This window comes from Telluria sp. RT2P19, assembly GCF_059685725.1.
Genome location: NZ_JCASIL010000027.1, coordinates 22345 through 46159 on the forward strand (window position 1 = coordinate 22345; position 23815 = coordinate 46159).

Here is a 23815-nt window from a genome sequence, read left to right on the forward strand (position 1 = left end):
CCCTGTTCGACCGCCTGATCGCCACCGCCATCGCGCGCCGCTGGCTGGTGATGCTGGCGGTACTGGCGGTGGCCGGCATCGGCGTCTACAACTACGGCCGCCTGCCGATCGATGCGGTGCCGGACGTGACCAACGTGCAGGTCCAGATCAATACCGCGGCGCCCGGCTACTCCCCGCTGGAGACCGAGCAGCGCATCACCTATCCGGTCGAGACGGTGCTGTCCGGCCTGCCGCACCTGGAACAGTTGCGCTCCCTGTCGCGCTACGGCCTGTCGCAGGTGACGGTCGTGTTCGAGGAAGGCACCGACATCCAGTTCGCGCGCCAGCTGGTCAGCCAGCGCCTGCAGGACGCGCGCGAGCAGCTGCCGGGCGGCGTCGTGCCGGCACTCGGCCCCATCGCGACCGGCCTGTCCGAGATCTACCAGTGGACGGTCGAGACCGAGCCGGGCGCGAAAAAGCCGGACGGCACGCCCTACACGCCGACCGACCTGCGCGAGATCCAGGACTGGATCATCAAGCCGCAGCTGCGCACCGTGCCGGGCGTCACCGAGATCAACTCGATCGGCGGCTTCGACAAGGAATACCTGGTGGCTCCGAACACCGCCACGCTGTCGTCGTATGGCCTGGAGCTGGCCGACATCGTCCGTGCGCTGGAACGCAACAACAGCAATGTCGGCGCCGGCTACATCGAGCGCGAGGGCGAGCAATACCTGGTGCGCGCGCCGGGCCAGGCGGCGTCCATCGACGACATCGGCAATATCGTCGTCACCAGCATCCGCGGCATTCCGGTACGGGTGCGCGATGTGGCCGAGGTGACGATCGGGCAGGAACTGCGCACCGGCGCCGCCACCGAGAATGGCGTCGAGGTGGTGCTCGGCACCGTGGTGATGCTGATCGGCGAGAACAGCCGCGCCGTGTCCAAAGCGGTCGATGCGCGCATGCTCGAGATCAACCGCGGCCTGCCGAAAGGCGTCAAGGCGGTCACTGTCTACGATCGCACGGTGCTGGTCGAGCGGGCCATCGCCACGGTGCGCAAGAACCTGGTCGAAGGCGCGATCCTGGTGGTGGCGGTGTTGTTCCTGTTTCTCGGGAACCTGCGCGCCGCGCTGCTCACCGCGATGGTGATTCCGTTGGCGATGCTGTTTACGTTTTCGGGCATGGTGGCGAACGGGGTCAGCGCCAATCTGCTCAGCCTGGGGGCGCTGGACTTCGGCATCATCGTCGATGGCGCCGTGGTGATCGTCGAGAACTGCGTGCGCCGCCTGGCCGCCGCCCAGCACCGCCTGGGCCGCGTCCTCACGCCCGAGGAGCGCTTTGCCGAAGTGTTCGCGGCGGCGCGCGAGGCGCGCCGTCCGCTCGTCTATGGCCAGCTGATCATCATGATCGTCTACCTGCCGATCTTCGCCCTCACCGGCATCGAGGGGAAGATGTTCCACCCGATGGCCTTTACCGTGGTGTTCGCGCTGCTGGGCGCGATGATCCTGTCGGTGACCTTCGTGCCGGCCGCGGTGGCCCTGTTCATCGGCCGCAGCGTGCAAGAGAAGGAGAGCCGCGTGATGCTCGCGGCGCGTCGCTGGTATGCGCCGGCGCTGGACTATGCGCTGGCCAACCGCGTCGTGATGCTGGTGTTCGCGGTCCTGGTGATCCTTCTCGCCGGCCTGATGGCCACGCGCCTCGGCGCCGAATTCGCCCCCAATCTCGACGAGGGCGACATGGCGGTGCTGACGATGCGCGTGCCGGGCACGAGCCTGTCGCAGTCGGTCAGGATGCAGCAGCAGATCGAGACGACCCTGATGCGCGAATTCCCCGAGATCGCGCGCGTCTTCGCCCGCATCGGCACCGCCGAGATCGCGTCCGACCCGATGCCGCCGAGCGTGGCCGACAGTTTCATCATTTTCAAGCCGGAGAAGGACTGGCCGCGCGCCGAATCCGGTCGCAGGCGCTCGCGTGCGCAAGTCGAAAGCGCGATCCGGACGTCGCTCCAAGGACTGCCCGGCAACAGCTATGAATTCAGCCAGCCGATCCGGCTGCGGGTGAACGAACTGATCTCGGGTGTGCGCAGCGACGTGGCCGTGAAACTGTTCGGCGACGACCTGGGCGTGCTTGGCGCGACCGCGAACGAGATCGCCGCCACGCTGCGCCGCGTGCCGGGCGCCAGCGAGGTCCAGGTCGAGCAGACCAGCGGCCTGCCCATGCTGCAGATCCACGTCGACCGTGAACGCGCAGCGCGCATGGGCCTGAACATCGGCGACGTGCAGGAGATGATCGCCACCGCCACCGCGGGCCGCGCCGCCGGCATCCTGTTCGAGGGCGACCGCCGCTTCGACATCGTCGTGCGCCTGCCGGAAGCGGTGCGTGGCGACATCGACGCCTTGCGCCGGCTGCCGGTGGCGCTGCCTGGCAGCGCGCAAGGCACGCGCAGCTTCATCAGGCTGGGCGAGATCGCGACCTTCGACGTGGCGCCGGGCCCCAACCAGCTCAGTCGCGAGCAGGGCAAGCGCCGGGTGGTGGTCAGCGCCAACGTGCGCGGGCGCGACATCGGCTCCTTCGTCGCCGAAGCGCAGGAACGCATCGCCCGCGAGGTGCGCATCGCGCCCGGCTACTGGACCGCTTGGGGCGGCCAGTTCGAACACCTCACGCAGGCGACCGAGCGCCTGCGCCTGATCGTGCCGGCTTCGCTGCTGCTGGTATTCGTCCTGCTGTACCTGGTGTTCAACAATGTGCGCGACGGGTTGCTGGTCTTCACCGGGATCCCGTTCGCCCTGGCGGGCGGCGTGGCGGCCTTGTGGCTGCGCGGGATTCCGCTGTCGATCTCGGCGGCGGTCGGTTTCATTGCGCTGTCGGGTGTCGCCGTGCTCAATGGCCTGGTGCTGGTTTCCTTCATTCGTGGCCTGCGCCAGGACGGCGTGCCGGTGCCGGAGGCGGTGCGCCAGGGAGCGCTGGCGCGCCTGCGGCCGGTCTTGATGACGGCGCTGGTGGCGTCGCTCGGTTTCGTGCCGATGGCGCTGGCGGTCGGCACCGGGGCGGAGGTGCAGCGGCCGCTGGCCACGGTGGTGATCGGCGGCGTGCTGTCGTCCACGGTGCTGACCCTGCTTTTGTTGCCGATTTTTTATGAGTGGGTGCACCGGGAGCGACCGGCGCGTGCCGGCTTGCCATCGCGGCGCGTATTTTTTCGCCGAGACAGCAAAAATATCCCATAGACAACCGTGCGCCACGGATTGCTCGAATTGAAAATGGTATAGTTGGATGTTTAACAGAATTTTGTCCGCGCCAACCGAAGTACAGGCGGCCAGGCGCGGCGCCAACTACCAATTCAAGGGATCAGACAGATGAGCATGAAGGATTACGCGGATCGCATCAGCCAGACAATCCTGGACCAGGAAGCCGCCATTGGCGCCGAATGGTTCGCCCAGCTCGAGGCGCTGAGCGTGCGCAGCAACGCCGCCGCGCGCGAGCAGCTGCGTTCGCATTGCAATCAATTCCTGAAGGCCTTCGCTGCCGCCACTCGCGGCGGCGAACTCGATAACATCGGCCACCGTTCGTGGGACGAGGTACGCGACTTGCTGGCCGAGATCTCGTCGACCCGCGCCAAGTCGGGTTCGACCCCGGGCGAGACCGCGACCTTCGTGTTCTCGCTCAAGCAGCCGCTCTTCGCGCGCCTGCGCGACGCCTTCGCCGGCGACGCCGAAGGCCTGGCCGCGGCATCGTGGACCATCACGACCCTGCTCGACAAACTGGGCCTGTACACCATCGAGGTATTCCAGAAGACCAAGGACCAGATCATCGTGCGCCAGCAGCAGGAACTGCTCGAGCTGTCGACGCCCGTGGTCAAGCTGTGGAACGGCATCCTGGCGCTGCCGCTGATCGGCACCCTCGACTCGGCGCGTACCCAGGTGGTGATGGAAAACATCCTGCAAAAGATCGTCGACACCGGCGCGATCATCGCCATCATCGACATCACCGGCGTGCCGACTGTCGATACCCTGGTAGCGCAGCACCTGATGAAGACCATCGCCGCCGCGCGCCTGATGGGCGCCGACTGCATCATCAGCGGCATCCGTCCGCAGATCGCGCAGACCATCGTGCACCTGGGCGTGAACCTGGAAGACGTGATCACCAAGGCTACCCTGGCCGACGCCTTCCTGGTCGCCCTCGAGCGCACCGGCGCCTCGATCACGATCAAGAACGCCTGAGGCCCGCAACATGGAACGCATCCCGATCCTGCGCATGGGCGACCTGCTCCTGGTAACGATCCAGGTCGACATGCATGACCGCCTCGCCATGCAACTGCAGGACGACCTGACAGAGCGCATCGTCAGCGACGGCGCCAAAGGCGTCCTGATCGATATCTCGGCGCTCGACCTGGTCGACTCCTTCATCGGCCGCATGATCAGCAATACCGCCGCCATGGCGCGCGTGCTGGACGCCCGCACCGTGGTCGTCGGCATGCAGCCGGCGGTGGCCATCACCCTGGTCGAGCTGGGCCTGACCCTGCACGGCGTGAAGACCGCGCTCAACGTCGAGAAGGGCATGGCCCTGCTCGGAAAGAGCTATAGATAATGGTTGACGCGCATACCGATGCCGTCCTGTTCGAGACGCACCTGCTCGATCACCGCCGCCAGTACCGTACCGGGCGGGTGACCTTGCCGCTGCGCCTGGACGAGGACGTGGTGGGCCTGCGCAAGCAGGTGCGCGAACGCGCGGTGGCGCTCGCGTTGTCGCTGGTCGACCAGACCAAGCTGGTGACCGCCGCCAGCGAACTGGCGCGCAACACGATCAAGTATGGCGGCGGCGGCGAGGTGCACCTCGACGCGCTCGACGACGGCATACGCAAGGGCATCGGCCTGCTGTTCGTCGACGCCGGCCAGGGCATTGCCGACATTGACAACGCCCTGCGCGATGGTTTCACCACCGGTGGTGGCCTGGGCCTGGGCCTGGGCGGCTCCAAGCGCCTGGTCGACGAGTTCGACATCGACAGCCGTCCGAAGGAGGGCACCGCGGTGCTGATCGTCAAATGGAAGCGCTGATCAGTTCGCAGTCCCCGCAATACGTGTTCGCCGTTTCCCACGCCAGCGACGTCGCCGCCGTGCGCCGCGCCGGGCAGAAGCTGGCCGAGTCGCTGGGCTTCAACGAGACCCGCGCCGGCCAACTGGCCCTGATCATCACCGAGGCAGCCACCAATATCCTCAAGCATGCCGGCGAAGGCGAAATCCACGTCGGTCCGGCGCAGTCACCCAGCGGTATCGGCATCGACGTGCTGGCGCTCGACAGAGGTCCCGGCATCGCCGACCTGGCCAGCAGCCTGGTCGACGGCGTCTCGACCGCCGGCACCGCCGGTACCGGCCTGGGCGCGCTGAATCGGCTGTCGGACGAATTCGACGTGTACTCGACCCGCGGCGACGGCGCCGCATTCTTCATGCGTGTGTGGCGCGACGTGCCCGCTCCCGGCCCCGGCCCCGGCGCCGTGGAGGTAGGGGCGCTGTGGACGCCGATCCGGGGCGAAGAGGTCTGCGGCGACGGCTGGGCGGTCGCCTGCGGTGCCGACGGCGCGACCCTGCTCGCGTCCGATGGGCTGGGTCATGGCCCGGATGCGGCGCGCGCGTCGAATGCGGCGATCACGACGCTCGGCCAGCGCGGCGCGATCGGCGCCGGTGAACTGGTGCACGCGGCGCACGAGGCCTTGCGGCCCACGCGCGGCGCCGCGCTGGCCGCCGCGCACATCGACTTCGAGGCCGACGAGCTGCGTTTCGCCGGCGTCGGCAATATCGGTGCGATCGCCATCGGCGACGTGCGCCGGGCGCTGGTGTCGCACAATGGCATCGTCGGCCACAATATGCGCAAGGTGCAGGAGTTCACTGTGCCGTTCGAGACCGGCGCGCTGTGCATCCTGTGCTCGGACGGCATCCAGACCCAGTGGGACCTGGACAAGTACCCCGGCCTGCAGGGGCGCAGCCCGGCCCTGATCGCGGCGATCCTGATGCGCGACTACAGCCGTGGACGCGACGATGCGATGGTGCTGGTGGTGCGGCGCCTGGCGGGCGCGAGATGACTGCCCAGCGCATCCTGAACGTCGGCCTCGACAGCGACCAGGACGTGGTCCTGGTGCGCCAGCGCGCGCGCCAGATTTCGGCGCTGCTGGGCTTTTCGCAGCAGGACCAGGTGCGCATCGGCACCGCAGTGTCGGAAGTCGCGCGCGGCGCCAGCCTGCAGGGCCGCGGCGGCAGGGCATTGTTCCAGCTGTGCGAAAAGGACGGCCGCCAGCACCTGGAGGTGCTGGTCAGCGGTGGCGCGGGTAACGCCCACCTGGCCGCGGCCGACGACACCGAGTCGCTGCGCGAACTGGCGATCGTCACCGCGCACCGCCTGATGGATGCCTGCGAGGTCGATCCCGGCGAGGCCGGCGCATCGACCGTCACCGTGCGCAAGACGCTGCCGCGCCACGAACACGTCACGAGCGCCAGGCTGGCCGAGATTGGCGCGCGCCTGGCCGATACCCCGGTCTCGAACCCGGTGCTCGAATTGCAGCTGCAAAACCAGGAATTGCTGTCCACCCTTGCCGAATTGCGTGAACGGCAGGACGACCTGGTGTCGCTGACACGTGAACTGGAAGACACCAACCGCGGCATCGTGGCGCTGTACGCCGAGATCGAAGACAAGGCCGAGCGCCTGCGCCGCGCCGACGAAATGAAGTCGCGCTTCCTGTCCAACACGAGCCACGAATTGCGCACGCCGCTGTCGTCGATCCGCGCGCTGGCCCAGCTGCTGCTCGACCGCATGGACGGCGACCTGACCGACGAGCAGGAACGGCAGGTGAAGTTCATCTCCACCGCGGCGGCCGACCTGTCGGAGCTGGTCAACGACCTGCTCGACCTGGCCAAGATCGAGGCCGGCAGGGTCGAGACCCACGTCGAACCGGTGGTGGTGGAAAACCTGTTCCGCGCGCTCAAGGGCATGCTGCGTCCGCTCGTGGACGAGGCGCGCGTGGAGCTGATCTTCGAGCCGTCCGGCATCGAGGAACCGTTTTATTCCGACGAAGGCAAGATCTCGCAGATCCTGCGCAACTTCATCTCCAACGCATTGAAGTTCACCGAGCAGGGCTCGGTGCTGGTATTCGCCGCGCACGACCCGGAAGCCGACACCATCGCCTTCGCGGTGGCCGACACCGGCATCGGCATCAGCCGCGACAACCTGCAGCTGATCTTCGAAGAGTTCAGCCAGATCGAGCATCCGCTGCAGCGCCGCAGCAAGGGCACGGGCCTCGGCCTGCCGCTATGCCGCAAGCTGGCCGACCTGCTCGGTGGGCGGGTCGACGTCTCGAGCACGCCAGGCGTTGGCTCGACGTTCACGCTGACCCTGCCGCGCATCTTGCCCGGCACATCGCTGCAATCGCCCATGGATCCTGATGGAACCGCATCATGAATAGTCATCCAACTCAGATTCTCAACGTTGACGACAACGACGGGGCCCGCTACGCCAAGACCCGGATCCTGCAGAGCGCCGGGTTCGACGTCATCGAGGCCGCCAACGGCACCGACGCGCTCGACATGGTCAGGCGCCTAATGCCGGCGCTGGTCCTGCTCGACGTCAAGCTCCCGGACATCAACGGCATCGAAGTGTGCCGCCGCATCAAGGCCGAATCGGACAGCAGCAGCGTGCTGGTGCTGCAGACCTCGGCCGCGCTGACCGGGCGCGCCGACAAGATCCGCGGCCTGGAAGGCGGCGCCGACAACTACCTGGCGGCGCCGATCGAGGCCGACGAACTGATCGCCAACGTCAACGCGCTGCTGCGCATGCGCCACATCCAGGTCGACCTGCGCGACAGCGAGGAGCGCTTTCGCCAGCTGACCGACAATATCGACGATGTGTTCTGGATGTTCTCGGTGCCCGGCGGCCAGCTGGTATACGTGAGCCCCGCCTACGCCACGCTATGGGGGCGCAGCGTGGAGATGCTGGGCCAGGAGCCTGCAGGCTGGCTCGAGGCGGTGCACCAGGACGACCGCATCCGCATGGCGCGGCGCTGGGAACGGATCGCCGAGGAACCGCACTACGACGATGAATTCCGCATCCGCGGCGCCGACGGCCAGGTGCGCTGGGTGCGCGACCGCCTGTTCCCGGTGCGCAATGCTCGCGGCGAGGTCTACCGGGTGGCGCGCGTGAGCAGCGACATCACGAGCCGGCGCGAGATGGAAGCACTGCTGCGCACCGCCGACAGCAACAAGAACCAGTTCCTGGCGACGCTGGCGCACGAGCTGCGCAATCCCCTGAGCCCCATCCGCAATGCCGCCGCCCTGCTGGCCGCCAGCGGCGAAGGCGCGAGCGAGCTGCAGGCGCGCGCGCGCGACGTCATCACGCGACAGGTCGACCATCTGGCGCACCTGGTCGACGACCTGCTGGACGTGGCGCGCATCTCGGAAGGCAAGATCGTGCTGCGCAACGAAGAAGTGAACCTGAAGAGCGTGATCGCGCAGGCGATCGAGACCGCCGGCCCGCTGATCGCCACGCGCGAACACAGCCTGGACGTACGCCAGCCGAACGAAGACCTGTGGGTCATGGGCGACCCGGTGCGGCTGGCCCAGTCGGTCGGCAACCTGCTGCACAACGCAGCCAAGTTCACGCCGATCGGCGGCGCAATCGTGCTTGGTGTCGAGGTCACGGGCGAAGGCGGGCAGGCACGCGTGCGCATCTCGGTACGCGACGACGGCATCGGCATCGACGAGGACAACCTGCCGCGCATCTTCGGCATGTTCGCCCAGGCCGCGGTGCCGCCCGACCGGGCGCCCGAAGGGCTGGGCATCGGCCTGTCGCTGGTCTCGCACCTGGCCGAGCTGCATGGCGGCCGGCTGGAAGCGGCCAGCCCGGGCATCGCCCAGGGCAGCACCTTCACGATCGAACTGCCGCTGCTGCGGATCACATCCGGCGTGCCCGAGGCGCCGTCGCCAGAGGCCGTCAGTGGCCCCGATTCGGGCGGCATGCGCGTGCTGCTGGTGGACGACAACGTCGACGCCATGGAGATGATGGGTTTCCTGCTGGCCGAGATGGGCTACCAGCCACGTACCACGGCCGACGCCGGCGAGATCGAGGCGCTGGCGCTGCGCCACAAGCCGCAGGTGATCGTGCTCGATATCGGCTTGCCGGGCGTGGACGGTTACCAGGTCGCGCGCCGCATCAAGGCCAATCCGGCACTGGCGCACATCCGCCTGGTGGCGCATACCGGTTATGGTTCGCCCGAAGACCGCCGCCGCGCGCAGGAGGCGGGTTTCGATGCGCACCTGGTCAAGCCGGCGGAGTTGTCGGACCTGGAAGCGGCGCTGCGGGGTTGATATGACGTCCACGGTAGTGGGGCGGACGGCCATGCCTTCCGCCCCATGCCGGCCACGCGTCTAGATCACGCCAGCAACGCCACCGCCTTCACCTGCGCCCACAACGCGCATCCCGGTTCCACGGCGAGCTCGCGCCGCGAGCGCTCGGTGATGCGCGCCAGCAGCAGGGTTTCGCCGATCTTCAGCCGCACCAGCACCTGTCCGGGCGTCGCCGCCGGTCCCAGCGCATCGACCACGGCCGGCAGGATGTTGGTAATGCTGCTGCCGCGCGGGCGCTCCAGGGCCAGGCTGACATCGCGCGCATGGATGCGGCAGCGCACCCGGCTGCCGATGGCGGCGTCGCGCCGGCCCACCAGCAGCTCGCCGCCAGGGAAGGCCAGGTGCGACAGTCCATCCGCATCGCGTTCGGCGAGCACGGTCTCGATCATCACGCCGGCGTCGTCCTCGAAATTCGCCGCCAGGTCGAGCCGGGCCAGGGTCTCGGACAGCGCTCCGCTGGCCAATACCCGTCCCTGTTCCAGCACCACCAGGTAGTCGGCCAGGCGCGCCACCTCGTCGGCCGAGTGGCTGACATACACCACCGGCAGCGCCAGTTCGTCGTGCAGGCGTTCGAGATAGGGCAGGATTTCCTGCTTGCGCTTCATGTCGAGGGCGGCCAGCGGCTCGTCCATCAGCAGCAGGCGCGGCGAGGCGAGGAGTGTGCGCGCGATCGCGGCGCGCTGGCGTTCGCCACCCGAGAGCGTGGCCGGGCGCTGGTCCAGCAGGTGTCCGATGCCGAGCAGTTCGGTCACGGGCCCGATCCCGAAGCGGCGCGCATCCCGCGGCAGGCGCTTGAGGCCGAACTCCAGGTTGGCGCGCACGTCGAGGTGCTCGAACAGGCTCGCCTCCTGGAATACATAGCCGATGCCGCGCCGGTGCGTTGGGACGAACACGCCGCGCGTATCGTCCTGCCACGTCTCGTCGCCTACCACGACGCAGGCGCCGCAGACGCGCTCCAGCCCGGCCAGGATGCGCAGCACCGTGGTCTTGCCGGAACCGGAATGGCCGAACAGGGCGCTCACGCCGTGGCCGGGCAGGTCGAGGTCGGCGTCGAGCAGGAAGGTACCGCCGGCGCCGCCCCGGTCCAGTCTTACCCTGATATGAATGCCGCTCATCGGCGCGTCCCCCTGGCCGATTGCGGATACAGCGTGTACAGCACCAGCAGCACCACGAACGAGAACGCCAGCATGCCGCCCGCCAGCCAGTGGGCTTGCGCGTATTCCATCGCTTCCACGTGGTCGTAGATCTGGGTCGACACCACGCGCGTCCTGCCGGGGATGTTGCCGCCGATCATGAGCACCACGCCGAATTCGCCGATGGTGTGGGCGAAGCCGAGGATGGCGCCGGTGACGAAGCCGGGCCGCGCCAGCGGCACCACGACCGACCAGAAGGTGTCCCACGGACTGGCGCGCAAGGTGGCCGCCACTTCCAGCGGGCGCTTGCCGACCGCCTCGAACGCGTTGTGCAGGGGCTGCACCACGAAGGGCAGCGAATAGAACACCGAGCCGATCACCAGGCCGGTAAATGTAAACGACAGCGTGCCCAGGCCCAGCGCCGTGGTCAACTGGCCCAGCGGGCCGTTGGGTCCCATCGCCAGCAGCAGGTAGAAGCCGATCACGGTCGGCGGCAGCACCAGCGGCAGGGCCACCACCGCGCCGACCGCATGCCGCAGGCGCGACCGGGTGCGCGCCAGCCACCATGCCAGCGGCGTGCCGAATACCAGCAGGAGCAGGGTGACGACCATGGCCAGCCTGAGCGTCAGCCAGATCGCGGCGATGTCGGACGAATCGAGCATCGGCTCAGACTTCGTAGCCGAAGCTGCGGACCAGCGCTTTCGCCTTGTCGCTGCGCAGGTATCGCAGCAGCGCCTGGGCCGCCGGGTTCCTGGCGCCCTTGGCCAGCAGCGCGGCATCCTGGCGGATCGGCGCGTGCATGGTGGCCGGGACGATCCATCCCGAACCCGCGGTGAACTTGCCGTCGCGCCAGACCTGGGCCTGGGCCACGAAACCCAGTTCGGCATTGCCGGTGCTGGCGAACTGCCAGACCTGGGCGATGTTTTCACCCTGGACGATGCGTGGCTGCACGGTCTCGTACAGGCCGAGCTTGCGCAAGGTGGCGATGGCCGCGGCGCCGTACGGCGCGGTCTTCGGATTGGCGATCGACAAGTGTCGATAGGCGCCGGTCTTGAGCACATTGCCGCCCGAATCGACGACGCCATCCCTGGCCGACCACAGCACCAGGCGCCCGGTGGCATAGGTGAAGCGGCTTCCGGCCACGACGTGGCCTTCGGCCTCCAGCCTGGCCGGGGTTTCGTCGTCGGCCGCCAGCAGCACCTCGAATGGCGCGCCGTTGCGGATCTGGGCGTAGAACTTGCCGGTTGCGCCACTGGCGACGATGGCCTTGTGCCCGGTGTCGCGCCCGAAGTTGGCGGCCAGCTTTTCCATCGGGCCAGCGAAGTTGGCGGCGACCGCGACCTGGACCTCGCCGGCGTGCGCCGTCCCCATGATGGTCAGCGCGAGGGTCAGGCTGGCGAGGCGTGTCATGCTTTTCTCCAGGTGAGGATAGGCACATCGTGTTAGCCTGCTCAACTGAACAGCAAGGCGCTATAAATCAAAGTATATAACGAAACGGCAGGCGACAATAGATGAGTACGCAAGACAAGGGCATCGCTCTCGAGGGCAAGGTCTGGATGACGGTCGGCGGCCAAAACCTCGGCGGCAGCAACCGGGTCGAACTGCTGGCGGCGATCGGGCAGCTCGGCTCCATCACCGGCGCGGCCAAGGCGGTCGGGCTGAGCTACAAGGCGGCCTGGGATGCGATCGACACGATGAACAATCTCGCGGGCGAGGCGCTGGTGGCGCGTGTCACCGGCGGCAAGGGGGGCGGCGGCACGCGGCTCACGGCGCGCGGCCAGCAGCTGGTGGACAATTTCAGGACGATCGAACAGGTGCACCGAGACTTTCTCGAGCGACTCAACCGCCAGGCTGGCGACGTGGCCGACGACCTGGCACTTTTCACGAGGTTCAAGATGAGGACCAGCGCACGCAACCAGTTTTTCGGCAACGTCACGCGGGTAACGCGCGGCGCGGTGAATGACGAAGTCGAGCTCCAGATTGCGGGCGGGCAGGCGATCGTCGCCATCGTCACGCGCGAGAGCCTCGACAATCTCGGGCTCGCGCCGGGGCGGCAGGCGTTCGCGCTGATCAAGTCGTCGTCGGTGATCGTGATGGCGGCTGGCGACGGTGCGCGGCTGTCGGCGCGCAACCAGCTCAAGGGCGTGGTCACGCGCCTGATGCGCGGCGCGGTCAATTCCGAGGTGGTGATCGCGCTGGCGGGCGGCGGCAGCGTGGCGGCCACGATCACCAACGACAGCGTGGACGTGCTGGAACTGGCCGAAGGCGCTGCCGCGACCGCGCTGTTCAAGGCATCGAGCGTGATCCTGGGCGTGCCTGGCTAGACGCTTACTGACCGCACAGCCTTTGCACCGCGACCAGGCGCGGCGGCGGATCGCAGCGGCACAGGCACAAGTCGCCGTCGAGGGCATATTGCCGGCCGTCGCGGCGCGCCGGCATGCGCGGTCCATTCAGGCCGATGATGCCGGTCGACCCGCAGGCGGGGCAGGACACCTGGTCGCCTTCGAGCGCGACCTTGACGCCATCGAGCGCCAGCAGCGAACTGGCCGAGGTCACCGTGCCCCCGGCCGTCGTCGATGCGCCGAGCGTGATGTAGTAGCGCGTTGCCATGTCCACTCCTCCTGTGCAAGGCTGCAGCTTAAGGATGGACCGGTCGGCGGGTCTTGACAACACATAAGTGTGGCGCGCATGCCGCAGGCGCAAAAAGACGCTGTTCCAGTACGCACTTGCCGTCAGAAAGAAACGAATCAGCGCGCACAGCGCCCAAAAAAAGCCCCGCGCAACGCCGCGGGGCTTTCAGGCCAGGTGCGCCGCGTCGGCTTACTTGTCCTGCACCGTGAACGCGCCATACGGTTTGAGCTGGTCTGCCAGCTTCGACGGATCGCCCACCACCACGATCGACTGCTTCTCGGGCGAGAAATACTTCTTCGCGACCGTGCGCACCTGTTCCGGCGTGACCTTCTGGATCTTCGGCACGTACTCGCCCAGGAATTCCGGCGGCAGGCCGACCAGCCAGTTGGCGGCCAGGGTGTTGGCGACCGAACGCTGCAACTGGTTGCTGAGCAGGTAGCCGCCGGCAACGTAGCGCTTGTTCATGTCCATTTCCTGTGGCTGCACCAGCTCCGAACCGAGACGCTTGTACTCCTTGAAGTACTCTTCCAGCGAGGCGCCGGTGACTTCGTTGCGCACGTCGGCGCCGCCCACCATCATGCCGCCCGCGCGGCTCATGCGCGCGCCGGCCGAGGCGCCGTAGGTATAGCCTTTTTCTTCGCGCAGGTTGGTATTGATGCGGCTCGAGAAGCCGCCGCCCAGGATGGTGCTGGTCAGGCGCAGCGGGATCTGGTCCGCCGCGCTGGCCGCGATGCCTGGGCTGCCCAGGCGCAGGGTCGACTGCACGCTGCCGTCGCGCTTGAGCAGGATGCGCGCCGGCGTCACGCCCGTGCTGGCGGCCGGCGTGTCGGGCAGGGCGGCGCCGCTGGCCTTCCAGTCGCCGAAGGCGGCTTGCGCGAGCTTCATGGCCTCGGCTTCGCTGATGCGACCGGTGACCACCAGCAGTGCGCGGTCAGGACGGAAGCGCTTGGCGTGTTCGGTGCGCAGCACCTGGGCGGTGACGGCATTGATCGATTCGACCGTCGGGTCGGTGCGGCCGTAAGGGTGGTCGGCGTATACCGCCTTCTTGATCGCGCGCTCGGCACGGAAGCCCGGCTGGGTTTCCGAGACGCGCAGCGCCTGCAGCGCATTGGCCTTCGCCAGCGCCACTTCGTTCTCGGGGAAGGACGGCTGGCGCGCGATTTCGGCCATCAGGTTCAGCATCGCCGGCGCCTGCGAGGCAAGGGCGTTGGCCGACAGGATGATGCCGTCGGCAGCCGGGCTGGCCGCGACTTCGCCGCCCAGGCCCTGGGCCGCTTCGGCGATGGCGCGCGAATCGCGCTTGGCGGTGCCTTCGTTGAGCATCCCGGCCAGCATGGCGGCGAAGCCGCTCCGGTTCGGCGCGTCGGCCGCGAAGCCGGCGCCGCGCAGCGCCAGCACGTAGTCCACGCGCGGCAGGCCGTCGCGCGGCACGACCCACACCGTCAGGCCGTTGGACAGGGTCTGCTTGGCGATCTTCGGCGCCGGGATCGATTTTTCCTGGCCGTAGGCGGGCATGTCCTTCGGCCTGGCCGGCGTCCTGGGGTCCTGCGCGCCAGCGGCCGGGGCGAATGCGAGCGAAACGGCGAGAGGTAAGGTCAATTTCAGCATCAGCTTGTTCATGATGCGCTCCTTATTTGGTGTTGGTGGCGGCCGAGGCGGTCTTCGCGGCCTCGATCATGGCGGCCGGCTTGCGGTCGATGACGGTGCGGTTGGTCGGCACCAGGTAGGTCTTGACCGCGCGCTGGATGTCGCTCGACGTCACGCCCTCGATCAGGCCCGGGATCTGGTTGACCACGTTGGCGTCGCCCCACAGGGTCTGCAGCTTGGCCAGGGTGTCGGCGCGGTTGACGAAGCTTTCCAGCTTGTTGTTCCAGTCGGCCAGCATGCGGGTCTTGACGCGCTTCAGGGTGGCGTCGTCGACGCCGTCCTTGGCGATCTTCGCGATCTCTTCGTCCATCGCCTTGAGCACGGCGTCGGCGCTGCTGTCCGGCTTGTACAGCGCGAACACGGTCATGAGGGTCGGGCCGTTGTATTCCCACGGGCTGGTCAGGCCGAACATGGTGTCGACGTTGAGGGCGATCTCGCGGCCCTTGACCAGGCCCTGGTAGAACAGCGAAGCGTCGCCGCCGCCCAGCAGCTCGGCCAGCACCGCGATCGGCGCCTGGTCGCGGCTGCCGCGTTCCGGCACCTTCCAGGCCGCCGCGATTGCCGGCACCTGGGCCAGGGCGTCGCTCTGCTCCAGGCGCTTCTCGGCGGTGTTGAGTGGTTCGGTAAAGTCGGTACCCTTCGGCACCGGACGCGCCGGGATGCCGCCGAAGTATTTCTGGGCCAGCGCGAAACCCTGCTGCGGCGTGATGTCGCCGGCGATCGCCAGCACCGCGTTATTGGGGCCGTAGTAGTCGCGGTGGAACGCGCGCACATCGTCCAGGCTGGCGTTTTCGAGGTCCTCGAAGCTGCCGTAGCCGTCGTGGTTGTTTTCCCATTTCTGGAAGGCGTGCTGGCTGATGTCGATCCACATGAAGCCGCCGTAAGGCTGGTTCTTGACGTTGACGCGGATCTCTTCCTTGACGACGTCCTGCTGGTTTTTCAACGTGGCCGGGCTGAAGTCGAGGGTCTTCATGCGGTCCGCTTCCAGCCACAGGATCGGTTCCAGGCTCGAGGTCGGGGCGGTCTCGATATAGTTGGTGAAGTCGGGACGGGTCGAGCCGTTGTTCCAGCCGCCGCCGGCGGTGATGGTGGTGTCGAAGATGCCCTTCGGCGCGTTAGGGGTGCCCTGGAACATCAGGTGCTCGAACAGGTGGGCGAAGCCGGTGCGGTTCTTCGGCTCGAGGCGCATGCCGACGTGGTAGACGACCGAGACGCCGACGGTCGGCGAGCTGCGGTCTTCCGACACGATGACGGTCAGTCCGTTGTCGAGTTTCTTGGTGTTGACCGGCAGGGTCCACTGGTCGGTCGAAGCGGCGAAGGCCGACATCGACAGGGTGAGCCCGGCCATCAGGGCAGGTAATTGGCGCATGCGCATGGTGACCTCAATGATGAATGTTGGGACGATGGTAGCTGATCCACCGGCGGCTCATCTTAGCGCAATGGCATGCTAATAAGTAATCTTTTCGTCGCCGCTGCGCACGACACAGCGATGTCATGCAGACAGCATCCGACCCCATGCGCCTGCATTTCGGGTGGCAAATCGTGCAGTTCATCGCATCGACCATCGCCGTGCCCGGCTTTCGGGCTATAGTTGCAACATGACAAGTCCCGGCACGAGGCCGGCGCAAGAATTCACGGGAGAGAATGGATGAACCACCTGATCAAGCTGGGCGCCGCGGTGGCCTTGCTGGGCGCGACGATCGGCTTCGCTGGTGCGGCCCCGGACACCAGCAGCGAGACGCGGCCGATCGATGCGCGCGTGGTGCGTGTCAAGCTCGAAGGGGTGGGGGACCTCAGGATTCGCCAGGGCTCCACGCCGGCGCTGGTGCTGACCGGCGACGCGCGCCTGCTGTCGCGCACCACGACGTCGCAGCGCGGGGACACTCTCCAGATCGAGACCGATGGCCGCAATTCCGGCTTCAGCTTCGGCCGTTCGTCCGGCTTGCAGGCCGAACTGGTGCTGCCGAACCTGCGCGCAGTATCATCTGAAAGCGTGGGCGCCACGACCGTGAGTGGTTTTGCCGGAGAGACACTGGACATCAGTCTGGATGGCGCCGGATCGATGTATGTATCATCATCGGAATACCGCACCATCAAGGCCAGCCTCGGCGGCGTCGGCAACCTCAGGATCCAGGGCGTGGACAGCGAGACGGTCGATCTGAGCCTGGGCGGCGCGGGCTACGTGACCCTGAGCGGGCGCAGCAAGAACCTCAGGGCCGAGCTCGGGGGCTTGGGCGGGCTCGACGCCCAGGCTTGTACGGTCGAGGCGGTGACCCTGGACCTGTCGGGGCTCGGCAACGCCACCGTCAACGCGCAGCGCAGCGCCAACCTCTCGCTGTCGGGGATGGGGTCGGTGACGGTGTTCGGCAAGCCGGCCAACCGCAAGGTCGCCCTCGACGGCCTGGGCAAGGTCAACTGGAAGTAAGCGCGGCGCACGAGCCACGACAACGGGAACACCCGATCGATCCAGATTCTGTGCACGAGACATGAAAAAACTACTCCTTGTGACGCTGCTTGCCATCGGCCTGCAACTGGGCCCGCAGACGAGCGCCCGGGCCGGCTTTGCGGAGGGCGCGAGCGCCTACAACGCCCGTAACTATGCACTGGCACTGAAAGAAATCGGTCCGCTGGCCAGGGCCGGCAATCCCGATGCCCAGCACCTGCTGGGCCTCATGTACTACATGGGCCGCGGCGTCGCGCGCGACTACAAGCAGGCCTTCGCCTGGCATATGAAGGCGGCCGGGCAGGGCAAGGCCGACGCCCAGTACGTGGTCGGCGCCATGTACTACACCGGCAATGCCGTGCCGCAAGACCAGAAACACGCCGTGAGCTGGTTCCGCAAGGCGGCCGAGCAGGGCAATCCCGACGCCCAGCATGCGCTCGGGCTGATGTACCGCTACAGCGTGGCCGGCGTGCCGCAGGACGCCGTGCTGGCGTACATGCTGTACAACCTGGCGGCGGCGGGCGGCAACCGCAATGCTGTCGAGCAGCGCGCCGCGATTGCCAAGAAAATGTCGCAGGAACAGGTCGAAGAGGCGCAGGCGCTGGCACGGACCTGGAGGGTGGGGACGACGCTGCCAACGTCATCGAAGACCGGCGCCGGGATGTAGACTTCGAGCGGCGCCGGCGTTGCGCCGATCACGGCGATCGGTTGCGCGCGCGACCAGATGGCGGTAGCCAGCCATCATGTCTTCCAGCGTGACCGGACCGGCCTGCGAATTGTTGCCGATATCGTCGATGCCGATGAACAGCACCAAGTGACGCACGCCGCGGCGGCCGGTACGTCGCGCTCGCAGCGCTGTCCGGGCGTTGTGCCCAGACAGCGCACTGGCCGGGTTGTCGCTCGGCAGGCGCTTGCCGCCGATACCCCGGTTGATGCCCGCACGACGCGCAGCCAACCGGCGCGTTCTGCGAACGCCGCGCCGGCAGATCAGTCCGGCAAGAACACGCTGGCTGGCGATGGTGAGCGTATGCGATCTGCCGAACTGAGCCGAATGCCGAAGCGGGCCAGCATATGCCGAATACATCCATAAGGAGAAGGCAATGGCAAATGTCGAACTGACGATGACGACCACGGTGCCGGTATCCACCCAGGAAGCCTGGGCCTGGTCGACCTCGCTCGATGGCGTGCGCGCCGAGATGCGGCCACTGCTGAAGGTCGTGTTCCCGAAGGGGATGACCGACATCGGCGCCGCCACCATGCTCGGCAAGCCGCTGGGCCGCTGCAAGTTCTTGTTGTTCGGCCTGTTTCCGATCGATATGTCGAAGCTGACCTTTACCGAGATCGTGCCGGGCCACCGTTTCGTCGAACAGTCGGCCCTGCTGTCGATGCGCGCCTGGCGCCACGAGCGCGTGATCACGCCGGCCGCCGACGGCCGTGGCGCCTGCATCACCGACCACCTCGCATTCTCGCCCCGGTTCGCGACGCCGGTCGTGCGCGCCATGGTGAAACTGTTCTTCGCGCACCGCCACCAGAAACTGGCCCGCGCACTCGGTGCGCAAGCCGATGAAATTGCCCGAAGTGGTAGCGCAAGGGCGCGCCGGGACAGGTCCGCGTGGTAGGCTTCGGCTTCGAACCACGCGCGAGCGCCTGTCAATACAAGGGCGTAGCGACTATTTGGAGCATGTATGTTGATTGCCACTCACGGCGGCAAATTCCACGCGGATGATGCGTGGGCGGTCGCCGTCCTGAAGGTGCTGTTCCCCGATGCCGACATCGTCCGCACCCGCGAACAGGCCAGGATCGATGCCGCCGACTTCGCGATCGACGTCGGCGGGGTCTGGGACCCGGCCACGGGCCGTTTCGACCACCACCAGAAGGAATTCGACGGCGCCCGCGTGTCCGGCGTGCCCTATGCCAGTGCCGGCCTGGTGTGGCGCGAGTATGGCGGGCAATGCGTGGCCGCCCTGGCCGAACGCCATACCGGCGAGCGCCTGCCGGACGACGTGGCCCAGCAGATCGCCTATGCGATCGACGCCGATATCGTGCAATACCTCGACCTGTCGGACGTGGGCGTGGCCAAGAATGCGCCGGGCAGCTATGGCTTGTCGGCCGTGGTGTCGGGCTTCAATCCCGGTTGGCTCGATGAGCAGCGGCTGGGCTATGGCGAAGCGGTAGACACCTATCGCATGGGCCAGTTCATGCGCGCGCTCGAGTTCTTGACCGACATCATGGGCAATGCCGTGCGCTACCGCGTCGGCGCCATGCTGGCCGTTAACCAGGTGCGCCAGGCCGAAGTGCTGGAAGACGGCAGGTTGCTGTTCCTCAAGAACGCCGCACTGCCCTGGAGCAGCGTGGTGCGCAAGGAAATGCCGAAGATCCTGTTCGTCATCAGCCATAGCCTGACCGAGCAGCGCTACATCCTGCACACGGTGTCGGTCGATACCGAGAGCTTCGATGCGCGTGCCGACTTGCCGGCGTCATGGGCGGGCCTGCGCGAGGCCGAGCTGGCGGCCGTGACCGGCGTCGAAGACGCCGTGTTCTGTCATACCGGCCGTTTCATTGCCGCCGCGCGTACCTATGCCGGCATCCGCGCCATGGCGCGGCAAGCGCTCGACGCGGTGGAGCAGGGCGCGTAACGGGGCGCACGACGGCGCGCACAGCGCTCCCGAGTCCCGTACAATTACGGTTTTGCTAACACGGGAGCAACCTCTTATGCGCGCTATCGAGATCACCCAGCCCGGCAAGCCGGAAGTCCTGCAACTGTGCGAACGCCCGACGCCGGCCCTGAAGGCCGGCGAAGTGCTGATCAAGGTCCACGCCGCCGGCATCAACCGTCCCGACGTGCTGCAGCGCCTGGGCAAATACCCGGTGCCGCCCGGCGCGTCCGACCTGCCGGGCCTGGAAGTGGCCGGCGAGATCGTCGAAGGCGACCTGGCCGATAGCGGCTTCAAGAAAGGCGACCTAGTGTGCGCGCTGGTGCAGGGCGGCGGCTATGCCGACTACTGCGCCGCGCCGCTCGCGCAGTGCCTGCCGGTCCCCGAGGGCCTGAGCGCCCTCGAAGCCGCCACCTTGCCAGAAACCTATTTCACGGTCTGGAGCAATGTGTTCGACCGCGCGCAGCTGGCCGAAGGCGAGAGCCTGCTGGTGCAGGGCGGCAGCTCGGGCATCGGCGTGACCGCGATCCAGCTGGCGAAGGCCTTGGGCCACCGCGTGTTCGCCACCGCCGGCACCGAGGACAAATGCCGCGCCGTCGAGGCGCTTGGCGCCGAACGCGGCATCAACTACCGCGACGAGGATTTTGTCGCCGTGGTCAAGGAACTAACAGGTGGTAAAGGTGTCGATGTCATTCTGGATATGGTCGCGGGCGATTACGTGGCGCGCGAGATCGATAGCCTGGCCGACGATGGCCGCCTGGTCGTGATTGCGCTGCTGGGCGGCGCACGCGCCAATATCGACATGGGGCAGGTGCTGCGGCGGCGCCTGCACATCACCGGCTCGACCCTGCGTCCGCGTCCGGTGGCGTTCAAGGCCGCGATTGCGCGCCAGCTGCGCGAGCATGCCTGGCCGCTGTTTGCGCAAGGGAAGATCAAGCCGGTCGTGCACCGTGTCTTCCCGCTGGCGCAGGCGGCCGAGGCGCATGCGCTGATGGAATCGAGCACCCACGTCGGCAAGATCGTCCTGCAACTGCAGGAAGGCTGAGGAAACGACATGAAACGCGCGCCGGGCAGGGCTGGATCGGCCCGCCGCGGCGCATCCGGCAGCGGTTCGACGGGCGGCTTGACAGCGCAGCCTTTGTTTGACCGCCATATGAACGACCGCTAGAATAGCGGGTTATTTGACATGGGGTAGTATGCGTCCCAAACTGGTCGTAGGTAACTGGAAGATGAATGGCAGCCGTGCAGTCAATGCCGAGCTGCTGCAAGGTATTCTCGCTGGATTGACGGGCAAGGGCGCCGCAAGCGCCGTGTGCGTGCCGGCTCCCTACCTGTTCCAGTGTGAACAGCTTCTCGCGGGTAGCGCGATGGCCTGGGGCGCGCAAGACGTCGCGACCGAGCCTTGCGGCGCGTTCACCGGTGAAGTGTGTTCCTCGATGCTGCAGGATTTCGGCTGTCGTTACGTGATCGTCGGTCACTCCGAGCGCCGCGCCTACCATGGCGAATCGAATGAACTGGTGGCGCGCAAGGCCAAGGCGGCACTGGACGCGGGCCTGACCCCGATCGTGTGCGTCGGTGAGACGCTGGCGCAGCGCGAGGCCGACGCCACGCAAGAAGTGGTCGGCGCCCAGCTCGATGCGGTGCTCGAACTGCTTGGCGCTGATGCGGTGCCGCGCCTGGTCGTGGCCTACGAGCCGGTCTGGGCGATCGGCACCGGCAAGACGGCGACGCCGGCGATGGCCCAGGAAGTGCACGCCTTCTTGCGCGAGAAACTGCGCAACTGCAACGCCGAGGCTGCCGAAACCGTACAAATCCTTTACGGCGGCAGCATGAAACCGGAAAATGCAGCCGATCTGATGGCCCAGCCGGATATCGACGGCGGCCTGATCGGTGGAGCGGCGCTGAAAGCGGCTGATTTTCTCGGGATCATTCGTTCGGTTAAGTAAGCTGCATAAGTCTTTCAGAAAAGCATCACGAATGAATTTTCGAATATTTTGAAAATATAAGAAATTTAAAAACGTTGTTATAACCCTTGGAATGGAATTGCAATGATCTGGTTCAATTTGATTATCGTCGTGCAGGTGGTGTCGGCCCTGGCCATTATCGGCCTGGTGCTGATGCAGCACGGTAAGGGCGCCGATATGGGCGCGGCCTTCGGTTCGGGCGCATCGGGCAGCCTGTTCGGCGCCTCCGGCTCGTCGAACTTCCTGTCGAAGTCGACCGCCGTGGCAGCCGCCATCTTCTTCGGCTCGACCCTCGCCCTGGCCTATATCGGCAACGGTGGCGGCAGCAGCGAAAGCGGCGGCGGCGTCATGGGCCGCGTGACTGTGCCGTCGAGCCAGGCGCCGGCCACCGGAGCGCCGGCCTCCGGCATCCCGGGCGGCGCACCGGACCAGGCCGCACCAGCGGATGTGCCGACCCTGCCGGCGAACAGCGCGGCGCCAGCGGCGGCGATTCCGGCAACCCCGGCTCCCGCTCCCGCTCCTGTCACGACCGCACCCGCACCGGCTGCGCCGGCCAAGTAAGCATCGTGCATGGCGCGTCCGTCGCGCCACACCTTGCAGCACCGATACGCGCCGTTCTCCGGCGCGTTCCTGTTTTTAGGCGTAGAATGCGGCGGCGCGGCTCTGAAGCAGCAAGCCCGCCAGTGCGGTCCCTGCGAATATCGATGCATGCCTGATTGGAAATGCCTGTCATGTTGGCGTAAGCCATTGATGAGCAATTGATTATTCGGCGACATGATTCAAAAAGATTGCAAATATCCTTGTGATTACGCAATTTGAGCATTGAAAAGTAGTGCTAAGGCAGGGTAAAATACTGGTCTCCAGCCGACGTGGTGAAATTGGTAGACACGCTATCTTGAGGGGGTAGTGGCGCAAGCTGTGCGAGTTCGAGTCTCGCCGTCGGCACCAAAATTTAGAAAGAAGCCAGCAAGGGCGCACGAGTTTCTCCTCATGCCTGAGCTGGCTTTTTTACGAGGATCAGTCCCACGATCCTGGTGGTAGGCTTGAAGCCAGGTTCCGCGATTCGGTGCTGCATCCCCGCAGTTTTCCCGCAGTTTTTCATTAACCGATCGTTCAGAAAGCTTCATCCGTGAACCTCGAAAATTATCTCCCCGTTCTTCTCTTTATCCTGGTTGGCATCGGTGTCGGTGTCGCCCCGCAGCTGCTCGGCCGCCTGCTCGGGCCGCACAAGCCCGACGACGCCAAGCTGTCCCCGTATGAATGCGGCTTCGAAGCCTTCGAAGACGCACGCATGAAGTTCGACGTCCGGTACTACCTGGTCGCGATCCTGTTTATTTTGTTTGATCTGGAAACGGCATTCTTCTTCCCATGGGGCGTCTCGATGCGCGAGCTGGGCTGGACCGGTTTCATCACGATGATGGTGTTCATCGCCGAGTTCGTGGTCGGTTTCTGGTACATCTGGAAGAAAGGTGCCCTTGATTGGGAATAAGCCATGGCAATTGAAGGCGTATTAAACGAAGGTTTCATCACCACCACAGCCGACAAGCTGATCAACTGGGCGCGCACGGGGTCGATGTTCCCGATGACGTTCGGTCTGGCCTGCTGCGCGGTCGAGATGATGCACGTGGGCGCGGCCCGCTACGACATGGACCGCTTCGGCATCGTGTTCCGTCCATCGCCGCGTCAGTCCGACGTGATGATCGTCGCCGGCACCCTGTGCAACAAGATGGCGCCGGCGCTGCGCAAGGTCTATGACCAGATGGCCGAACCGCGCTGGGTGATCTCGATGGGTTCCTGTGCCAACGGCGGCGGCTACTACCACTATTCGTATTCGGTGGTGCGCGGCTGCGATCGCATCGTCCCGGTCGATGTGTACGTGCCAGGCTGCCCGCCGACTGCCGAAGCGCTGCTCTACGGCATCATGCAGCTCCAGAACAAGATCAAGCGCACCAATACCATCGCGCGCTAAAAACGGACGGCGTAC

General features: G+C 66.5%; 24 protein-coding genes and 1 tRNA gene. 18 read left to right on the top strand and 7 right to left on the bottom strand.

What is annotated here, in order from left to right; translation table 11 throughout:
• Positions 1 to 2: 2 nt before the first annotated feature.
• From AC56KW_RS24120 to AC56KW_RS24150, 7 genes are all read left to right on the top strand, one after another.
• Positions 3 to 3200, top strand: a complete 3198-nt coding sequence (locus AC56KW_RS24120; RefSeq protein ID WP_497173208.1) for an efflux RND transporter permease subunit — start codon at positions 3 to 5, stop codon at positions 3198 to 3200.
• A gap of 129 nt (positions 3201 to 3329) precedes the next feature.
• Positions 3330 to 4193 (top strand): STAS domain-containing protein, encoded by an 864-nt coding sequence (locus AC56KW_RS24125; RefSeq protein WP_497173166.1) that lies wholly within the window; start codon positions 3330 to 3332, stop codon positions 4191 to 4193.
• A 10-nt stretch (positions 4194 to 4203) separates the two neighbouring features.
• A complete protein-coding gene (locus AC56KW_RS24130) occupies positions 4204 to 4560 on the top strand; it encodes an STAS domain-containing protein (protein WP_005666383.1) in 357 nt (118 codons plus the stop codon).
• The gene (locus AC56KW_RS24135; RefSeq protein ID WP_497173167.1) at positions 4560 to 5027 is read left to right on the top strand and encodes an anti-sigma regulatory factor; all 468 of its coding nucleotides are present in this window, start codon (positions 4560 to 4562) and stop codon (positions 5025 to 5027) included. Before AC56KW_RS24130 ends, AC56KW_RS24135 begins: the two co-directional genes overlap by 1 nt.
• Positions 5015 to 6049: an ATP-binding protein gene (locus tag AC56KW_RS24140; protein WP_497173168.1), complete on the top strand. Its 1035-nt coding sequence runs from the start codon at positions 5015 to 5017 to the stop codon at positions 6047 to 6049. Before AC56KW_RS24135 ends, AC56KW_RS24140 begins: the two co-directional genes overlap by 13 nt.
• Positions 6046 to 7419, top strand: a complete 1374-nt coding sequence (locus tag AC56KW_RS24145; RefSeq protein ID WP_497173169.1) for an ATP-binding protein — start codon at positions 6046 to 6048, stop codon at positions 7417 to 7419. The genes AC56KW_RS24140 and AC56KW_RS24145 overlap by 4 nt, the downstream gene beginning before the upstream one ends.
• Complete coding sequence (locus AC56KW_RS24150) at positions 7416 to 9320, top strand: ATP-binding response regulator (protein ID WP_497173170.1); 1905 nt, start codon at positions 7416 to 7418, stop codon at positions 9318 to 9320. The genes AC56KW_RS24145 and AC56KW_RS24150 overlap by 4 nt, the downstream gene beginning before the upstream one ends.
• Before the next feature lie 65 nt (positions 9321 to 9385).
• Here the strand turns inward: AC56KW_RS24150 and modC are convergent, their stop codons facing one another.
• Genes modC through modA form a run of 3 tightly spaced genes read right to left on the bottom strand, consistent with a single transcriptional unit; the run spans position 9386 to position 11902 of the window.
• A complete protein-coding gene (gene modC, locus AC56KW_RS24155) occupies positions 9386 to 10474 on the bottom strand; it encodes a molybdenum ABC transporter ATP-binding protein (protein ID WP_497173171.1) in 1089 nt (362 codons plus the stop codon).
• Positions 10471 to 11154 (bottom strand): molybdate ABC transporter permease subunit, encoded by a 684-nt coding sequence (gene modB, locus AC56KW_RS24160; protein ID WP_497173172.1) that lies wholly within the window; start codon positions 11152 to 11154, stop codon positions 10471 to 10473. Before modB ends, modC begins: the two co-directional genes overlap by 4 nt.
• A gap of 4 nt (positions 11155 to 11158) precedes the next feature.
• Positions 11159 to 11902, bottom strand: coding sequence for a molybdate ABC transporter substrate-binding protein (modA, locus tag AC56KW_RS24165; protein ID WP_497173173.1), 744 nt, complete (start codon positions 11900 to 11902; stop codon positions 11159 to 11161).
• Positions 11903 to 12003: 101 nt separating this feature from the next.
• On the opposite strand from modA, the gene AC56KW_RS24170 reads away from it, so the two are divergent.
• A complete protein-coding gene (locus tag AC56KW_RS24170; protein WP_497173174.1) occupies positions 12004 to 12816 on the top strand; it encodes a TOBE domain-containing protein in 813 nt (270 codons plus the stop codon).
• Between the two features lie 4 nt (positions 12817 to 12820).
• On the opposite strand, the gene AC56KW_RS24175 is transcribed toward AC56KW_RS24170, so the two are convergent.
• The 3 genes from AC56KW_RS24175 to AC56KW_RS24185 all read right to left on the bottom strand — a co-directional run bounded on the left by AC56KW_RS24175 (position 12821) and on the right by AC56KW_RS24185 (position 16139).
• Positions 12821 to 13102 carry a PAAR domain-containing protein gene (locus tag AC56KW_RS24175; protein WP_497173175.1) on the bottom strand — a complete coding sequence of 94 codons (282 nt, stop codon included), beginning with the start codon at positions 13100 to 13102 and terminating at the stop codon, positions 12821 to 12823.
• 210 nt (positions 13103 to 13312) lie between these two features.
• Positions 13313 to 14743 carry a M16 family metallopeptidase gene (locus tag AC56KW_RS24180; protein ID WP_497173176.1) on the bottom strand — a complete coding sequence of 477 codons (1431 nt, stop codon included), beginning with the start codon at positions 14741 to 14743 and terminating at the stop codon, positions 13313 to 13315.
• Between the two features lie 10 nt (positions 14744 to 14753).
• On the bottom strand, positions 14754 to 16139 hold the full coding sequence (locus tag AC56KW_RS24185; protein ID WP_497173177.1) for a M16 family metallopeptidase: 1386 nt from the start codon (positions 16137 to 16139) through the stop codon (positions 14754 to 14756).
• 279 nt (positions 16140 to 16418) lie between these two features.
• On the opposite strand from AC56KW_RS24185, the gene AC56KW_RS24190 reads away from it, so the two are divergent.
• Together AC56KW_RS24190 and AC56KW_RS24195 are read left to right on the top strand one after the other, a co-directional pair.
• Positions 16419 to 17195: a GIN domain-containing protein gene (locus tag AC56KW_RS24190; protein WP_497173178.1), complete on the top strand. Its 777-nt coding sequence runs from the start codon at positions 16419 to 16421 to the stop codon at positions 17193 to 17195.
• 61 nt (positions 17196 to 17256) lie between these two features.
• Positions 17257 to 17880, top strand: coding sequence for a tetratricopeptide repeat protein (locus AC56KW_RS24195; RefSeq protein ID WP_497173179.1), 624 nt, complete (start codon positions 17257 to 17259; stop codon positions 17878 to 17880).
• On the opposite strand, the gene AC56KW_RS24200 is transcribed toward AC56KW_RS24195, so the two are convergent.
• Complete coding sequence (locus AC56KW_RS24200) at positions 17854 to 18345, bottom strand: hypothetical protein (protein ID WP_497173180.1); 492 nt, start codon at positions 18343 to 18345, stop codon at positions 17854 to 17856. The two genes, AC56KW_RS24195 and AC56KW_RS24200, sit on opposite strands and share 27 nt — an antisense overlap.
• Between AC56KW_RS24200 and AC56KW_RS24205 the strand changes: the two genes are divergently transcribed.
• The 8 genes from AC56KW_RS24205 (at position 18314) to AC56KW_RS24240 (ending at position 23800) form a co-directional block, all read left to right on the top strand.
• Positions 18314 to 18832, top strand: coding sequence for an Rv1443c family protein (locus AC56KW_RS24205; protein ID WP_497173181.1), 519 nt, complete (start codon positions 18314 to 18316; stop codon positions 18830 to 18832). The two genes, AC56KW_RS24200 and AC56KW_RS24205, sit on opposite strands and share 32 nt — an antisense overlap.
• A gap of 66 nt (positions 18833 to 18898) precedes the next feature.
• Positions 18899 to 19849, top strand: coding sequence for an MYG1 family protein (locus AC56KW_RS24210; protein ID WP_497173182.1), 951 nt, complete (start codon positions 18899 to 18901; stop codon positions 19847 to 19849).
• Between the two features lie 76 nt (positions 19850 to 19925).
• The gene (locus AC56KW_RS24215; RefSeq protein WP_497173183.1) at positions 19926 to 20912 is read left to right on the top strand and encodes an NAD(P)H-quinone oxidoreductase; all 987 of its coding nucleotides are present in this window, start codon (positions 19926 to 19928) and stop codon (positions 20910 to 20912) included.
• Between the two features lie 151 nt (positions 20913 to 21063).
• Positions 21064 to 21813 (top strand): triose-phosphate isomerase, encoded by a 750-nt coding sequence (gene tpiA / locus AC56KW_RS24220; RefSeq protein ID WP_497173184.1) that lies wholly within the window; start codon positions 21064 to 21066, stop codon positions 21811 to 21813.
• 102 nt (positions 21814 to 21915) lie between these two features.
• Positions 21916 to 22392, top strand: coding sequence for a preprotein translocase subunit SecG (secG, locus tag AC56KW_RS24225; RefSeq protein WP_497173185.1), 477 nt, complete (start codon positions 21916 to 21918; stop codon positions 22390 to 22392).
• A 302-nt stretch (positions 22393 to 22694) separates the two neighbouring features.
• Positions 22695 to 22779, top strand: a tRNA-Leu gene (locus tag AC56KW_RS24230).
• A gap of 181 nt (positions 22780 to 22960) precedes the next feature.
• Positions 22961 to 23320, top strand: coding sequence for an NADH-quinone oxidoreductase subunit A (locus AC56KW_RS24235; protein ID WP_497173186.1), 360 nt, complete (start codon positions 22961 to 22963; stop codon positions 23318 to 23320).
• 3 nt (positions 23321 to 23323) lie between these two features.
• A complete protein-coding gene (locus AC56KW_RS24240) occupies positions 23324 to 23800 on the top strand; it encodes a NuoB/complex I 20 kDa subunit family protein (protein WP_005666428.1) in 477 nt (158 codons plus the stop codon).
• Positions 23801 to 23815: the final 15 nt, after the last annotated feature.

Excerpts from the sequence above, each read along its gene's own strand:
- modC (WP_497173171.1), bottom strand. The coding sequence starts at position 10,474 with ATGAGCGGCATTCATATCAGGGTAAGACTGGACCGGGGCGGCGCCGGC.
- AC56KW_RS24170 (WP_497173174.1), top strand. The coding sequence starts at position 12,004 with ATGAGTACGCAAGACAAGGGCATCGCTCTCGAGGGCAAGGTCTGGATG.
- AC56KW_RS24195 (WP_497173179.1), top strand. The coding sequence starts at position 17,257 with ATGAAAAAACTACTCCTTGTGACGCTGCTTGCCATCGGCCTGCAACTG.
- modB (WP_497173172.1), bottom strand. The coding sequence starts at position 11,154 with ATGCTCGATTCGTCCGACATCGCCGCGATCTGGCTGACGCTCAGGCTG.
- AC56KW_RS24135 (WP_497173167.1), top strand. The coding sequence starts at position 4,560 with ATGGTTGACGCGCATACCGATGCCGTCCTGTTCGAGACGCACCTGCTC.
- AC56KW_RS24180 (WP_497173176.1), bottom strand. The coding sequence starts at position 14,743 with ATGAACAAGCTGATGCTGAAATTGACCTTACCTCTCGCCGTTTCGCTC.
- AC56KW_RS24130 (WP_005666383.1), top strand. The coding sequence starts at position 4,204 with ATGGAACGCATCCCGATCCTGCGCATGGGCGACCTGCTCCTGGTAACG.
- AC56KW_RS24215 (WP_497173183.1), top strand. The coding sequence starts at position 19,926 with ATGCGCGCTATCGAGATCACCCAGCCCGGCAAGCCGGAAGTCCTGCAA.
- AC56KW_RS24210 (WP_497173182.1), top strand. The coding sequence starts at position 18,899 with ATGTTGATTGCCACTCACGGCGGCAAATTCCACGCGGATGATGCGTGG.
- secG (WP_497173185.1), top strand. The coding sequence starts at position 21,916 with ATGATCTGGTTCAATTTGATTATCGTCGTGCAGGTGGTGTCGGCCCTG.
- AC56KW_RS24190 (WP_497173178.1), top strand. The coding sequence starts at position 16,419 with ATGAACCACCTGATCAAGCTGGGCGCCGCGGTGGCCTTGCTGGGCGCG.
- tpiA (WP_497173184.1), top strand. The coding sequence starts at position 21,064 with ATGCGTCCCAAACTGGTCGTAGGTAACTGGAAGATGAATGGCAGCCGT.
- AC56KW_RS24205 (WP_497173181.1), top strand. The coding sequence starts at position 18,314 with ATGGCAAATGTCGAACTGACGATGACGACCACGGTGCCGGTATCCACC.
- AC56KW_RS24185 (WP_497173177.1), bottom strand. The coding sequence starts at position 16,139 with ATGCGCCAATTACCTGCCCTGATGGCCGGGCTCACCCTGTCGATGTCG.
- AC56KW_RS24125 (WP_497173166.1), top strand. The coding sequence starts at position 3,330 with ATGAGCATGAAGGATTACGCGGATCGCATCAGCCAGACAATCCTGGAC.
- modA (WP_497173173.1), bottom strand. The coding sequence starts at position 11,902 with ATGACACGCCTCGCCAGCCTGACCCTCGCGCTGACCATCATGGGGACG.
- AC56KW_RS24150 (WP_497173170.1), top strand. The coding sequence starts at position 7,416 with ATGAATAGTCATCCAACTCAGATTCTCAACGTTGACGACAACGACGGG.
- AC56KW_RS24175 (WP_497173175.1), bottom strand. The coding sequence starts at position 13,102 with ATGGCAACGCGCTACTACATCACGCTCGGCGCATCGACGACGGCCGGG.
- AC56KW_RS24240 (WP_005666428.1), top strand. The coding sequence starts at position 23,324 with ATGGCAATTGAAGGCGTATTAAACGAAGGTTTCATCACCACCACAGCC.
- AC56KW_RS24140 (WP_497173168.1), top strand. The coding sequence starts at position 5,015 with ATGGAAGCGCTGATCAGTTCGCAGTCCCCGCAATACGTGTTCGCCGTT.
- AC56KW_RS24145 (WP_497173169.1), top strand. The coding sequence starts at position 6,046 with ATGACTGCCCAGCGCATCCTGAACGTCGGCCTCGACAGCGACCAGGAC.